At 40.7% G+C, this 13,676-nt stretch carries 15 protein-coding genes and 1 other RNA gene; 6 read left to right on the top strand and 10 right to left on the bottom strand.

The features are described from left to right. Positions 1 to 161: 161 nt before the first annotated feature. Positions 162 to 1,247: a homogentisate 1,2-dioxygenase gene (locus ACN20O_RS06275; RefSeq protein ID WP_491638260.1), complete on the top strand. Its 1,086-nt coding sequence runs from the start codon at positions 162 to 164 to the stop codon at positions 1,245 to 1,247. A 1-nt stretch (position 1,248) separates the two neighbouring features. On the opposite strand, the gene ACN20O_RS06280 is transcribed toward ACN20O_RS06275, so the two are convergent. From ACN20O_RS06280 to ACN20O_RS06290, 3 genes are read right to left on the bottom strand one after another with little or no spacing between them, the layout of a single operon-like run. Continuing rightward, the gene (locus tag ACN20O_RS06280) at positions 1,249 to 2,028 is read right to left on the bottom strand and encodes a lysophospholipid acyltransferase family protein (protein WP_491638262.1); all 780 of its coding nucleotides are present in this window, start codon (positions 2,026 to 2,028) and stop codon (positions 1,249 to 1,251) included. An 8-nt stretch (positions 2,029 to 2,036) separates the two neighbouring features. Beyond that, on the bottom strand, positions 2,037 to 2,888 hold the full coding sequence (locus tag ACN20O_RS06285; protein ID WP_491638264.1) for a GNAT family N-acetyltransferase: 852 nt from the start codon (positions 2,886 to 2,888) through the stop codon (positions 2,037 to 2,039). Continuing rightward, the gene (locus ACN20O_RS06290; RefSeq protein WP_491638266.1) at positions 2,878 to 4,086 is read right to left on the bottom strand and encodes a M20/M25/M40 family metallo-hydrolase; all 1,209 of its coding nucleotides are present in this window, start codon (positions 4,084 to 4,086) and stop codon (positions 2,878 to 2,880) included. The genes ACN20O_RS06285 and ACN20O_RS06290 overlap by 11 nt, the downstream gene beginning before the upstream one ends. A 128-nt stretch (positions 4,087 to 4,214) precedes the next feature. Here ACN20O_RS06290 and ACN20O_RS06295 point away from each other — a divergent pair, with 128 nt between their 5' ends. Next, on the top strand, positions 4,215 to 4,841 hold the full coding sequence (locus tag ACN20O_RS06295) for a flavin reductase family protein (RefSeq protein WP_491638268.1): 627 nt from the start codon (positions 4,215 to 4,217) through the stop codon (positions 4,839 to 4,841). A 3-nt stretch (positions 4,842 to 4,844) separates the two neighbouring features. Here ACN20O_RS06295 and ACN20O_RS06300 read toward each other — a convergent pair whose 3' ends face one another. Genes ACN20O_RS06300 through aroC form a run of 4 tightly spaced genes read right to left on the bottom strand, consistent with a single transcriptional unit; the run spans position 4,845 to position 8,492 of the window. After that, entirely contained in the window at positions 4,845 to 5,213 is a 369-nt protein-coding gene (locus tag ACN20O_RS06300) for a hypothetical protein (RefSeq protein ID WP_491638270.1), read from the bottom strand. Positions 5,214 to 5,233: 20 nt separating this feature from the next. Beyond that, a complete protein-coding gene (locus ACN20O_RS06305) occupies positions 5,234 to 6,475 on the bottom strand; it encodes a carboxyvinyltransferase (RefSeq protein ID WP_491638272.1) in 1,242 nt (413 codons plus the stop codon). Next, on the bottom strand, positions 6,450 to 7,475 hold the full coding sequence (locus ACN20O_RS06310; RefSeq protein ID WP_491638274.1) for a 3-dehydroquinate synthase: 1,026 nt from the start codon (positions 7,473 to 7,475) through the stop codon (positions 6,450 to 6,452). The genes ACN20O_RS06305 and ACN20O_RS06310 overlap by 26 nt, the downstream gene beginning before the upstream one ends. 24 nt (positions 7,476 to 7,499) lie before the next feature. Further along, positions 7,500 to 8,492, bottom strand: coding sequence for a chorismate synthase (gene aroC / locus ACN20O_RS06315; RefSeq protein ID WP_491638276.1), 993 nt, complete (start codon positions 8,490 to 8,492; stop codon positions 7,500 to 7,502). A 181-nt stretch (positions 8,493 to 8,673) separates the two neighbouring features. Between aroC and ACN20O_RS06320 the strand changes: the two genes are divergently transcribed. From ACN20O_RS06320 to rnpB, 3 genes are all read left to right on the top strand, one after another. Continuing rightward, positions 8,674 to 9,264 (top strand): zinc ribbon domain-containing protein, encoded by a 591-nt coding sequence (locus tag ACN20O_RS06320; RefSeq protein WP_491638278.1) that lies wholly within the window; start codon positions 8,674 to 8,676, stop codon positions 9,262 to 9,264. A 78-nt stretch (positions 9,265 to 9,342) separates the two neighbouring features. After that, positions 9,343 to 10,116, top strand: a complete 774-nt coding sequence (locus tag ACN20O_RS06325) for a transglycosylase SLT domain-containing protein (protein WP_491638280.1) — start codon at positions 9,343 to 9,345, stop codon at positions 10,114 to 10,116. A 49-nt stretch (positions 10,117 to 10,165) separates the two neighbouring features. Then, positions 10,166 to 10,490, top strand: an RNA gene (rnpB, locus tag ACN20O_RS06330) — RNase P RNA component class A. Here rnpB and ACN20O_RS06335 read toward each other — a convergent pair. From ACN20O_RS06335 to ACN20O_RS06345, 3 genes are all read right to left on the bottom strand, one after another. Continuing rightward, entirely contained in the window at positions 10,490 to 11,548 is a 1,059-nt protein-coding gene (locus tag ACN20O_RS06335) for an A/G-specific adenine glycosylase (protein WP_491638282.1), read from the bottom strand. The genes rnpB and ACN20O_RS06335 overlap by 1 nt on opposite strands. Positions 11,549 to 11,634: 86 nt before the next feature. Further along, complete coding sequence (locus ACN20O_RS06340) at positions 11,635 to 12,435, bottom strand: hypothetical protein (protein WP_491638284.1); 801 nt, start codon at positions 12,433 to 12,435, stop codon at positions 11,635 to 11,637. After that, the gene (locus ACN20O_RS06345) at positions 12,432 to 13,043 is read right to left on the bottom strand and encodes a helix-turn-helix domain-containing protein (RefSeq protein ID WP_491638286.1); all 612 of its coding nucleotides are present in this window, start codon (positions 13,041 to 13,043) and stop codon (positions 12,432 to 12,434) included. Before ACN20O_RS06345 ends, ACN20O_RS06340 begins: the two co-directional genes overlap by 4 nt. Before the next feature lie 148 nt (positions 13,044 to 13,191). Between ACN20O_RS06345 and ACN20O_RS06350 the strand changes: the two genes are divergently transcribed. Continuing rightward, a complete protein-coding gene (locus ACN20O_RS06350; RefSeq protein ID WP_491638288.1) occupies positions 13,192 to 13,626 on the top strand; it encodes a pentapeptide repeat-containing protein in 435 nt (144 codons plus the stop codon). The last annotated feature ends 50 nt before the right edge of the window (positions 13,627 to 13,676 follow it).

Raw genomic sequence — 13,676 nt, forward strand, 5'->3', positions numbered from 1 at the left:
TTCCTTACCTTTAATCGGTTAACTATTTAAAAATTTAAAAAAATCTTGATTTATGTCACCGAGCAAAAAAGTCGGTTATTCGCTGAAAATAGTGTATTTGAGCGATTCATAAGACCTTTTTTACTTCACGAGGGCCTTTGGTTTGGGTCAAAATGGGGGCTATGGAAAATTTTAAATCGTCTGGAATTCATACTAAACAAGCTCACGTCAAGGTGCCTGAAGGTCATTTTGAAGAAGAACACGGAAGAGATGGGTTCTTTGGAAGAGTCTCTCACCTCTACCACCAAAAACCACCGGTCGGATGGAGCAATATCGAGGGTGACCTTAAGCCTCGCTGCCAACCTCCAATGTATAACAATGCCGCCAAAAACGAATTCATCACTATTCTTTCAAATGATGATGTCGTCATAAATATTGGCCACTACACGGAATCGTTTAAAAACTTCTACCGAAGTGCAGACTTCGATGAGATGTATTTCATCCATGATGGAACAGGAACGATTGAAACTGTATATGGTCATCTTGATTATGTTAAAGGTGACTACATCGTGATCCCACGTGGAACCACTTATAAGCTTTACCTAAAAACTGAAACAAAGATCTTCAAAATTGAATCTCGTTCGGAATTTGAACAACCAGAACGCGGAATGCTTGGGCCAAATGCCCTTTACGATCAAACTGCGATCGTTGTTCCAACTGCAGCTTACGGCAGTGAACAAGATAAAAAAGAGTATAAAGTAGAAATCAAGCGCCTGGGTAAAATCACCACTGTGACTTACCCTTATAACCCGCTGTGCGTTTCTGGATGGAAGGGGTCAGTTTACCCGTTTAAGCTTTCTATCTATGATTTCTGCCCGGTGATGAGTCACCGCTATCACATGCCACCAAGTGCCCATACGACTTTCGTTTGTAAAAACTTTGTCGTGTGCTCGTTTGTTGAAAGACCACTAGAAGATTCATCTCACGGAGTGCTTAAAGTTCCTTTCTACCACTCAAACATCGACTTTGATGAAGTATTGTTCTATCACCAGGGAAATTTCTTCTCACGCGACAATATCGACGCAGGAGCATTAACTTTCCACCCACAAGGGATTCACCACGGGCCACATCCGAAAGCTTTTAAAAATAGTGAGAGCAAAACTTTCACTGACGAGTTTGCGGTAATGATTGATGCTAAAAGACCACTGATCCCATCAGAATGGTTTTCAAAAAACGAAAATAAAGATTACTGGAAATCTTGGTTCTAACTTAAACTGCGTGAGTGATGATTTGATACTCTTCACTCACCAGTTCATAACACTTCTCTGCCAATTCATTTTTGCTTTCAAAATCATTGGCATTCAGGCTTTTCATGACCGTCAGTTCGGCCACGACGTTTTTATGAGTGAAAAGTTTTAGAGCATGTCCCAGGAAGGCCATGTCGCCATACCAAAAAACTTTATCGCGATTTTGTAGAGTGAGTTTTTCTCCATCTAATGTGCGGTAGTTTAAGCATACAGGAAGAACTTTAGAGTGGGAGTTCACTGCCGCCTGAAAAAGAGGTCTTCTAAAACGAATCACCGCTTCGCCATTAGTGCTTGTGGCCTCAGGAAAGATCACGACATTAAGACCATCCGTAAGTGCGTTACTTAATTCCTTTACTTCCGCTGTTAGTCCAGAGCGGCTTCTTCTTTCAACAAATAAACATCCCCCAAGCATGCAAAGCTGCCCTAAAAATGGTGTTTCTTTCATTTCATTAGAAGTCACAAAGCATGTCGGGAAAAAAGAGCTGATAATAAGAATATCGAGGTAAGAGAGGTGATTGGAAACGATCAAGTAGTTTTCGTCGGGATCAATAGGAGCGAAGTTCTTTCTCACTTTCACATTAAAGATCTTTAAACCAATTCGGCTGGTCATCGAGATCACTTTGGTTAAAAAAGGCCTCGCACGCTCAAAACTAAACCCGGCAAAAGCAAAAATAGTAAACGAGACAAGAAAATACCCTATCAGGGCAACAACAAAAAAGAGTGTTCGAATAAATAGTCTCACAAGACCCATTAACCTTCCGACTTTTTAAAATACCTCTTCTCATAAGAAGAATTTAGTTCTTTGAGATTAAGTATAGTCAAAAAGTCGATGCATTGAAAATCTTTATCCAGGGCCGGATGGCCAAAAACTTTAGCTCCCGCATTGATATAACTGCGAAGCAATGAAGGAATTTGACTCATGATGAACTTCTCTTCGAAGATATCTTCTCCAGTCACCTTAGAAAGGCTCATTTTATATTTAGCTGTTGGTTTAATTGTAAACTCTTCTGATGTCATGTTGTTAGCTTTCATCGTCTTCACGATGGCCTTTGCCATGACCGGAGAAACAGTCATCACACTGCTACATCCAAAAAGGTAACTAGCATTCGTAAGCCTTGCATACTCACCGATTCCTCTCCAAAGAAGATCAATCACAGCTCCATTTCTGTGTTCCGGGTGAATACATGCTCTTCCTAACTCCAGTTTCACGCCTTCAGATTTAACAAATTCATCCAGGTTGAATTCGCCTTGTGAATAGAACTTTGATGTATGAGCACTCGAAAGCATGCGGTAAGTTCCGCAAATTTCTCCCGTTTGATTTGAACGGATCACCAGATGATCGCAAAGAGAGTCAAAATCATCCAGATCCAGGTTATGATCATCTGTGATTCCTGTCTCATTGAAAAAAATATGGTGTCTCATGCGAAAGAGCTCTACCAGCTCTGAAAGATGGTTAGCTGTTTTGAGTGTGTAATTTTGAGTTTTGATAAAAAGAGGATGCTTTGGACTGTAGGTTAAAAAACGTGGCGAAATATACAACATCCATTCATCGTGCAGCTTGTGTCCTGAGTGAATGCAAGCAATTTGAGAACTAGTTGTCATAAAAATCTCCTTTCTCTAAGAGAGTAAGCATTTTAGTAAGAGCATATTGGCGAGAGTAAAAACTTTTTAAACACATTTCTTCATTTTTAGTGTGCATGCCTTTTGTTTTAGGCCCCACTCCATCGAGATAAATCAGTCCAGGTCTGGCAAAGTAATTGATGTCTGCAGCTCCACCTGAGTGCTCAAGCTCACATCTTTCTCCTTCAATCTCTTCAATAACATCAACGTATTTTAAGAGAAGTGGATGGTGCTCTGGTCGCAGAGGTAAAGGAGGGCAATCGTCGACAATCTCAATTGTCGTCTGGCACTGCTCTTTGGTGTAGAAACATTCCACAGAAGATTTGTCGATCAAACCTCTAATTGCCTGATCGATCTCATCTCTAGCTTTCAAACTTGGAAATCGCGCATCTAATTTGATTTCCACAGAGTCACAGATCACATTGTAGCGGTCCATTCCTCCCCTCATTGTCCCGACATTGACTTTAACTTTGTTGTCGATGTCGTTGAGAGGGTGAATCTTTGTAATAAACTCACAAGCGTGATGAGCGGCATTGATGAAAGGCTCACCAAAGCGTCCTGCATGACTTGCCTTACCTTTGATGTTGATATTGTACCAACGGTTTCCATTTCTTGATGAGATCAAAGAGCCGTTAAAAAGCGCCGGCTCTAATCCAAAAACCACTTTTGATTTCTCTCCGACTTCTTTAAAGAAGTTGTGAAAACCAATTGATCCTGTTTCTTCGCAAGGAGAGCAAACAAAAGCATAAGTGTGATGATGAATGGGATGAGCGGCAAAAAAACTTCTTAGTGATTCAAGCGCCATGACAATGCTTCCTTTGTCATCGCCAATCCCTGGGCCGGTCAAAGTTTGTGAAGCGTAATGGATTTTGAAATAAAAATCCTGATCCGGAGAGCACACTGTGTCTGCGTGTCCAATAAAACTGATTTGCTCACTTGTTTCACCTGGTTTAACAGCGTAGAGTAAATCACCTGTCTCTAATTCAAGGTTGGGAATGAAATTGCACATAAAACCCAATTCCTGAAGTTTTAGAGCAATCTTTCTCTGAACGCGATTAACGCCTTCGACATTCTTCGTCTGGGAATCCATTCCCACCAGTTCTTCAAGAAAATCCAATCCAAAAAGCGTTTCCGCGACCTGGAAGGGAGGAGTCACTAAAGGTAGCGCTAAGTCTAACAACGAAACATCCTTGTAAGATATTAATAAAATTTAAACACAATGATTTACACATTGAGTGTTAAAATCTCGGTAGAACTTTGTTAGAGTTGTATCAAGATTATTTAAATAACCGGGGTTTTCGCGTGACAATGAAGTCTTTTGATACAAGTGGAGCATTTGCTGACAATTATAAATTTTTAATTGGCTCTATTCTTCCGCGTCCGATTGCTGTTGTTTCAACTCTTAATGAAAACGGAACAAACAATGTTGCCCCTTTTTCTTTTTTTACCGCAGTCTCAGCTAGCCCAATGATAGTTGCTTTCTGTCCGATGATCCGTTCGGCGACAGGTATGATGAAAGACACTCCCAGAAACATTTTTCGTGAAAAAGAATTCGTTATTAATATTGCAAGCGAAGGGATCATTGAAAAAATCAACATGACTTCAACTGAACTTCCGTACGGAGAAGATGAATTTGTTCTTTCTGGGCTCACTCCTATTGACTCAGAAAAAATTAAGACAAAAAGAGTTAAAGAATGTTTAATTCATTTTGAATGCATTTACCGCGACCACTTAAGCTACGGCGATAAACCCGGGGCCGGAATGATCATTACCGGAGAGGTGGTGAAGGTTCACATTGCAGAAGAGATTTTAGAAGATCACAGAATTATTACGAAAAAATTAAAACCGGTCGGCCGTGGTGTAGGAAATGATTACTTCAGATGCGATGATACATTTGAGCTTTCACGATTAATGAAAGCCCAAATTCAAAAATAAAACTTATTCGAAAGCGCTGTCTTTGTAGTAATCCTTCACTTCAAGGTACATTCCTACATTGCAGCCTTCTTCCAGGTCAATTCCCAGAACTGTTCCACCCTTAACTTCCAGAAGAGACATATCTGCTATCTGATCTACGTTCACACAGTTCATCTGGTGAAACTGAAGATAGAACATTGGGTAGCCTGGGATGGTAAGCGGTTCAATTTGACGTAGTTCATAAGTTTGACCAGCGGGTAGAACCACTCCATTTTCAAACACAATGTCTTGAGTTGATTTGTATTGATCGTAAAGCTCCAGATCACTCCATGAAGTGCTGGCAAGTAATGTCGATGAGAATAAAACAGACGCTAACAAAACGATTTTTTTCATATAAACCTCACTATTGAGATCTATTCTAACAACGACAGGAAATTTGGGAAAGATTTTTCTATGCAGTCGACTTCACCCAGTATTCCACCTGAATTCTTCCACATAAAAAGGGCAGCTGTCATGACGATGCGATGGTCGCGGACTGGATGAATAGTGACTTCAGGATAAGTTTTAGATGAACCCTTAATTGTCATTGAGTCACTCTCTGGGAAATGAGTGAACTCCACTCCAAAAGACTTCATCATCTTCACCATTTCCAACAAGCGGTCACTCTCTTTAAACTGTAAAACTTCAAGTTTAGAAAATGTACTCTCACCTACTATGTGTGCAGCAAGAAAGACTAATGTTGGAAAAAGATCTGGGGCCTTGGAAACATCAAAAGAGAACGCCTTCAAAGCGCTTCCTTTCTTGATTTCCAGTCCATCATTAGAAAGTGTACGGTGAGCACCAATTTCTTTTAAAAGCTCAATAAACGATGAATCCGCCTGAAATGAATCAATCTCCAGGCAATTTTTAATCAGCACTCTTCCCATTAAGGCCGCTAATGCTGCCGGGTAACCAAGAGAGCTAAAATCTACTGGGATAGTGTATGAATTCCCTTCCATGGCCTTTTTAATTACCTGAGAGGTCATCTTCAAATAAGCTTCTGAAGCTTTTAAGTTTAAGAATTCAAATTTTAGAGGAATATTAGAAAACGCCAACATTAAGGCCGAAGCAAACTGGGTGCTTTTTGAGCAATCGATATCCAGCTTGGTTGTATTATAAAGTGAAGCCGGCCCTTTCATTTTAATCCAAGGCTCAGGATTATTTTTGTCCTGATTGCATACTATGTTCACACTAATTTTTTTCAGCGGAACAATCAGGTCTTCAATCGGGCGCTCATTCATTTTCTCTGAAGGACCCAAGTGGTATTCTTTTTTCCCGCGAGATAAAAGAGCAATAAGAAAACGGTTTGTCGTCCCACCATCTCCAGTCAGGAGTTCGATGACGTCGCCGTTTGACTCCTTTTCACATTCAGGAAAAGCATTCTCAAAAACTACCGTCGATCCATTTTGACGGATTCGAAGACCAATTTTCTTAAAAGCATTTAATAAATGAGTGACATCAGTAGAAGTAGAAAGGTTGTGAACTTTAAAGTTACCACCACGAATCGCGCCAAGTATAAGAGCGCGATTCGAGTGAGATTTACTTGTCGGTAAAATGATTTCTTTATCGAATTTCTTAAGAGGCTGAACCTTATAAAGTGAATTTTCTAAGTTCATCTTTATTGGCTTCCAGCACCGCTTGAATTTCATCAAACGTTTTTGTTTCGATGTCGGCGTTTCCGATATCTTTAATCATAACCAGGTCAATTGAGCTAAGTGCGCTGATTTTTTTATCTTTTGAAAGATACAACATGATTTTCTCAATCGGGAATTCTTTGTTAAACCACGGCGAGTTCTCACCAGGCATTTCCAGCGCCTTTTTAAGTGCCGTGATGTCGTTTAAGTTTTTTTCTGTTCCAAAAAGTTTAAACAGAAGTGACATTCCCCACATCACCGCCTCTCCGTGAGGGATGTTGTAGATGAATTCCACTGCGTGGCCAAAAGAATGGCCAAGGTTCAGAAGTCTTCTCACCCCTGTTTCTTTTAAATCTTCTTCCGTTAGTTTTTCTTTGTATTTCGCACAGGCATCAATGATTTGTCCCATGTCCACTTTTCTAATAACCAGGTCATAGATTGTGTAATCGAGGAAACAGTACTTAAGGATTTCACCCATACCGCTGTTTTTTTCAACAGGAGTAAGAGTCTCGATAAACTTAGGGCAGATCCAGACATTTGTCGGCAAGTGGAAAGCTCCAATCAGGTTCTTTCCTGACTTAGAGTTAATCGCAACCTTCCCTCCAATACTTGCATCAACCATTGAAAGAAGAGTTGTCGGTACGATACTCCACTTGATTCCGCGAAGGATAGTGGCCGCAACAAGCCCTCCGAAGTCAGACGTAGCTCCACCACCGATAACGATCAGGTGAGCATTTCTGTGAATCCCTTTATCCAGGAAAAACTCTACTGCGCTTTGGAAATCGTTGATGTTTTTAACTTTCTCACCATCAGCAGCTTTCCAGAAAAGAACTTTTTTATTTTCAATTTTTTCCAATAGGATGTCTTTTGAGTAAAGACTCCACACATGGTGATCGGCGATAATTAAAACGGTATCCGTTTGTAGTTGGTTGATTTCTTCAACGATATTTTCTAGTTCTACATTCTTAATTTCTGTCTTCATTCTATCTCTTTTTCTTAAATATTTTTAAATCTGATAAGCATTCTGTCTTAAAAAATGATCCGCCAACACTACTTTCACCATGGCCTCCACTACCGGGATGGCCCTAGGGATAATGCACGGATCGTGGCGTCCCTCTTTGGCCTTATCCCCCACTGTCGAGGTAGGCTTAAAGGTAATAGTCATCACCATTGTTTCACCATTAGAAATTCCGCCTTCCATTCCACCAAAAGCATTCGCTGTATTTGAAACAGCTGATCCTTTCATCAGCGCCATTTCTTCTCCTAAACCATAAGAGAAAGAAACGACTGCTCCAATTGAAAGAAGCGCTTTAGCGAAATCCGCCTTTAACTTATCAAAGGCCGGCTCCCCTAATCCCACTGGTGAACTCTCCACAACGATGCGGACTCTTCCACCAACTGACTCTCCTTGAGTTTTTAATTCCTCAAGGTATTTTTTAATCTCGTCGTTTCTCTTTGTGTCTGGAAATGAGTAAGGACTTAAGTCTGTCGATAAGTCTTTTAAGATTTCTTTGTGTTCAAATGGTCCAAGCAAGCTTACGTAAGCTTTCACTTTTACCTGTGGTAATACAAGCCCTGCAAAATAACCGGCCACTACGCGAGAGAGAGTTTCTCTTCCCGAAGAACGCCCGCCTCCACGATGATCGCGGATACCGTATTTCATCATCGTAGTCTTGTCGGCATGTCCCGGACGATGCTCTTCTTTTAATTTATCGTAGTCAGCACTTTTTTGATTTGTATTGTGAACGATAACAGCGATTGGCGTGCCGAGAGTTTTCCCCTCAAAAACACCTGAGAGAATAACCGCTTTGTCGTCTTCATTTCTTGAAGTTGTTCCGGCGATTTTTCCAGGAGCTCTCCTGTCTAATTCGCGCTGCAAGTCCTCCAGCGAAACTGAAAGCCCAGCTGGAACTCCGTCAATCACTACACCCATTGCCGGGCCATGTGACTCGCCAAAGCTCGTCAAAGAAAACATTTTACCAAAGCTATTTCCACGCATATAGTGACTATTATACTCAAAAGCACCAGGCAAAAACAAGGAAGCATCGGTCATGTTCCTCGAGAGCTTTAGGCATTTAATCGAAATTGAGGCCCTAAAGAGGGAAAATCAACAAAATCTCGAGAGAATTAGCAGCGAAAATAAGAGAATATCCGACTTAGAGCAGCGTCGTAGCAAGACTTTGTTACAAAATGAAGATTTACGTCTGGAAGAAAAAAATCTCAAACTCGAAGAAAGCCAGTATCAAATCGAAGACTGGCAACTGCGTCTCAATAAACTCACTTCACAACTAAGCATGGCAGTAACTGAAAAAGAGCAACTCGCTTTTGAAAGTCAGATCACCAATGTGAAAAAAGATATCGAAAGTAACGAAGCTCTCTACTTTGAGAAGCTGGAAAAAAGTGAAGAAATTCAAACTCAGATCAAAGAGAATGAAGAGTTCATGAAAGGCTCACTCACAACTCTTGAATCCATCAAAGAAGAAGTGAAAGAAAATATCGCAAAAGAACAAACTATTATAGATAACCGCAATAAACGAATTGATTCACTCACTGACTTATGTCACCCAAGTTTGAAGTCACTCTATCTTGAACTTGAAAAAAAATTTTCACCAAAAAGCCGCCCCGTTGCTTACCTAATCGATAAAAAGTGCAATGCCTGCCACATGCTAACAGACTCTATGCTTAAGAGCTCTCTGGATGAAGGGCGCTCAATTGAGACCTGTCCGAACTGCGGCAGACTACTTATTCCCGAAACGGCACGGGTCTACTAACAATTTCTCACTACTTATATCCTAAAAAAATTACACCCTCCCCTTGTCATTGGCATTTTACTTAAGCTAGAAAATGTCATGATGAAAAAGACTTTAACCCTACTTGCTCTCGTTTTATCTACTCAAGGCCAGGCTCAAGAGATGGTTGAAAAAGGCTATCGTCTTTCAGGTGAGTCTGTGATGAAAGACTTCACTCTCATGAGACTGACTCCAAGTGAAGACCACCTCATCAAGTACATCTTAAAAACAAATCATAAAGTTCCTAGAGAAGAAGCTGTTGCAATTGCCAGCAATGTTTTAAAAGTTTCTGAATGTTTAAAACTTGATCCTTGGTTTTTAACTGGATTGATTCAAAAAGAATCTACATTCAAAAGAGATGCTGTCAGTCAAACAAATGCTGCAGGACTTACTCAATTTACCACTATTGGCATTAAAGAAGTAAACGATCAACTTGGACTTAGAGGAAGAGAAGGCGCAACTGAAAATGCGACTCTTTACTACAGTTCTAAAATCAGAGACTGCATTGATCCAGGATGGGTAGATTTATGGAACCGCGTTCCTGTCACTCCAAAAGACTCGGATTTTTTCAACCTTATAAAAGAAGAAATCAAAACTGATATCCCAGCAGCTGTCACTTATGGGGCCATCCTACTTAAGACTTACATAGCTTACGTAGATAGCAGGTCTGCAAAAACGGGTGTTGATCTTTCACTAAGTGAAATTTACTACCAGGCACTACAGATTTATAACGGTGAAAAAGGCAACGCTAAAGTTTATTACGCGAGGGCCATCTTCAAAAACGTGCAGAATCTGTATCCGCAAAAAGTAAATTTTCCTTTTCTTCAGCAATAAGCTCATACCCTATTGACGTCTAACGTGACTTATCCGATAACCCATCTACCGAGAAGGGGGAATCATCGCTGGCCTTGTAGTAATACAAGACGGGAGGAAAGTCCGGACACCACATGGCAACGTAGCGGCTAACGGCCGTCCATCGCGAGGTGAGGACAAGTGCAACAGAAAGTATGTACAGGTAATGCTGTAGTGAAACCAGGTAAACTCTACGTGGTGCAAGCTCAAATAGGTATAGGCGTCTTTTAGTAATAGAAGACTAGGGGGTGCCACCTCCGATGCTATACGGGTAGGGTGCTCGAGGCCTGTGGCAACGCAGGCCCTAGATGAATGATGGTTGAAAACAGGATCCGGCTTACACCTTTTCTCGGTTTTATTTCTTAGTGATCGCCTTGATCACTTTCAATGTCGCTGTCGACACATTTAATTTTGCATCATTGGTTTTAAACTCATACTCAACGTCGATTTTCTTCGTCATCTTTTCGAATTCTTCCAGCGATGTTTCCAGAATGTAGTTTTGAATATTGTATTTCGTGATTCCCGTTTTTATCATCGGGAATTTTTCAAAATCTTTTTTAATTTTTAAATGGGGATACTGCTTAAGTGCCTCGTCATTAGTTTCCAGAACAAAAGTCGGAACTTCCCACTGACCTGAAAGCCACTCGCGTGCGCCTTTTTGATAAACCAGGATTTTCTTTTTATCAGTGACGACAACTCTTAAGAGCTTAATGAATAAATCTTCACTCTCTTTTTTTGCACCCTCTCTAGGGAATGCAAGCGGATCACCACTTTGTTTTGCTTTACAAGCACTATTGAGAGGACAAATCGTACAAGACGCTTTTCTCGCCTGACAAATGATTCTCCCTAAATCCATGAAGGCTTCATTCAGCGCACGAGCACTTAAACCATCCATCTCTGCAAGAATTTTTTTATGCTCGAAATCGTTCCATAACTTCTTTTGAAGTTTTGGCCCTTTTTCAATATCGACACCATAAAAGCGCGACAGCACTCTTTCTAAATTCGCATCAACTGCTAGAGCTTTTTTATCAGCACCAATGGCGACAACAGCATTAGCTGTATATGGTCCAATCCCTTTTAAGCTTAAAAGTTCATCAAGTTTTGTCGGAATCTTTCCGCCGTATTTATCAACGATTTGAATCGCAAGATTGCGAAGATTTCTGGCGCGGCGATAGTAACCTAACCCTTTCCACGAAATGCACACCTGCTCTTCTGTGGTATCAGCAAGCGCTTCGATAGTTGGATACTCTCCTAAAAATCTTTCGAAGTGATTAAGAACCGTCCCCACTGTTGTCTGCTGAAGCATAATTTCAGAAACAAGAGTTTTATAGAGTGTTCTCTTCTCTCTCCACGGTAAGTGAGAGTATTGGTGCTTAGACCATTCAATAAGGTTGGAAAAAAGTGTATGTGCCATATGTAGCCGGAACTCTACTAAAATGAATTTTGTGTTTACGATTTCCAGACGCTATTAAAACGCAACTGCGGTTGCATTTTATCCATCTACCGACACATTTTAGTAAAATCTTTTGCATAGTCAACGAGATCGTCACTAGTAAATGCCTTTACACCGTCACCAGTCATTTTAGCCCCGTTGCTTTCCAGGAATTCACGCATCTCCATCGACATTTCATCAATATCTGTGACAATGAGTAAGTGTTTAGCTTTGGATTCTTTCATCCAACTAAGGAGTCTTTTTTGATCGTTTGTTCCATAAGACATACAAACGCTGGAGTAATCTCCAACTTCTTTAATAGACGTATTGTAGACAGAAGCGCGCACTTTGCTCTTGCAGCCTTTTATCACAGCTTCCATAAATGATCTTCTTCCACAGCGATCAGGCTCGCGGTTATAATCCACTGACTTAAGTGAAGACGAGATATCAAACCACACTTCAATTTCAGCAGGAGGTGCATCGCCCTTTTCTTTCCCGCAGAAAATATCAAAATAATTATTTTTATCGCAGTTTACTAAGCTCGTTTCAAGAGCATTGAAAGTTTTAAGCTCTGCTTTTTTATCTTCGGCCGCTTCTTTTACGGCTTCAGCCGAAGGTGGGGCTTCAACTTTCTTTTCAATGTAACCAAGTTGAGGATGAAAACATCCATCGCCCATTGGCACACAATGGGGGTCATCGTTTTGAGCAAGGTGAGAAGACATAAAAATGGATTGTTTTTTATCCAGAAGCTCAAGGATCATGGAAACTTTTTTAGGAGAAAGAAAAATCATTTCGATCTTTTTAGGCGTAGCCATCGATACGGCCGGAAACAGACAAACAAAACAGATGATTTTTCTTAAAGAGATCATATATCCATACCTTTCATCTTGAAGTACTGAAACATGTTATTGCCGACATCTACAATCAAGTCGCGCTCTTCCAGCTTCAGGTTTAAGAACTCCGTCATAAAAGCTCTCTGACGGGGTGTTAAGCTCTCTAGTTTTTCTCTGATACTTTTATCTGATCGATCCTTTGGAGAGGTTTTATCCTCTTTTAAAATCTCCCTGGTCGTCTCTCTTCTATCTTCATCCGCCACTCTTCTTTCTGTCGTGGTAGTGTGATTGATATTTTTTTGCATTCCAGGATCCGGGGCCGAATCAGTGAGCTCGGCCACGTCGATATTGTCTTCAGAGAGTTCGTCTTTATAAAACTTCACCAGTCTTATGAAACGATCTGCAAAGTCTTCTTCGACAAAATCAATCATCTCATGGAGGGGAATATTGAGTTTAGCGGTGATTTTAGCAATTAGCTGAGGGTTTAGTTCTGTTGTCTTCTGAGAGAGGAAACGGCTCATGGTAGAGATCCCTACGTCGGTTTGCTCTGCGAGCTCTTTTTGCGACATAGGCCCACGCATTTGCATGTATTTCCTGACCACTCCAAGGAACATCTCGATTTTATTGCGTCTAAATTCTGCCATGCAATTTTCCCCTTTTCTAACTACGCAAAAGCATTATCGGATTGCAAAATAATTTCTTGATGCAATTTTATTACTTGACGCAATTGGTCTATTTTGGTATTCTGAGCCCAGGAAAAGGGCGAGAAATCGCTCCCAACAAGAGGTCGATATGGAAACTCTTACTTATTTTATCAATGACTTATACGCTGAGCTGGAAGAAAAATTAGGTGAGACGTCATATCAGACACTTGAAAACAAAACTGTAAAATCAGTGACTTACCAAGATGCAATTATCTCTGGAAGTCGACTTCAGGACATGGTTTACGAGGACGTTATCTTCGAAAACTGTACCTTTTTCGGGACTCAGATCGAAAATTCACTGTTCATTAATTGCATGTTCATTAATTGCAAGTTCAAATTCTCACGCTTTACAGATTGCAATTTCGAACAAACAGCATGGGAAAATTGCATCTGGGGAATGAGCAGTATGAAAGACTCGGACATCGCAGGCAACGACATTAAAGACAATGTGGCCTTCGAGTCTCAAGGAACTGGATCGCATACGATCACATGCCTGGCAGAGTTTTTAACTCTATCGGCATAAGAACTAAAAAACATTTTAAGACTTAAAGAGAGAGCATCACGAACCTCCCT

The sequence above is a fragment of the Bacteriovorax sp. As-1 genome, assembly GCF_058446905.1.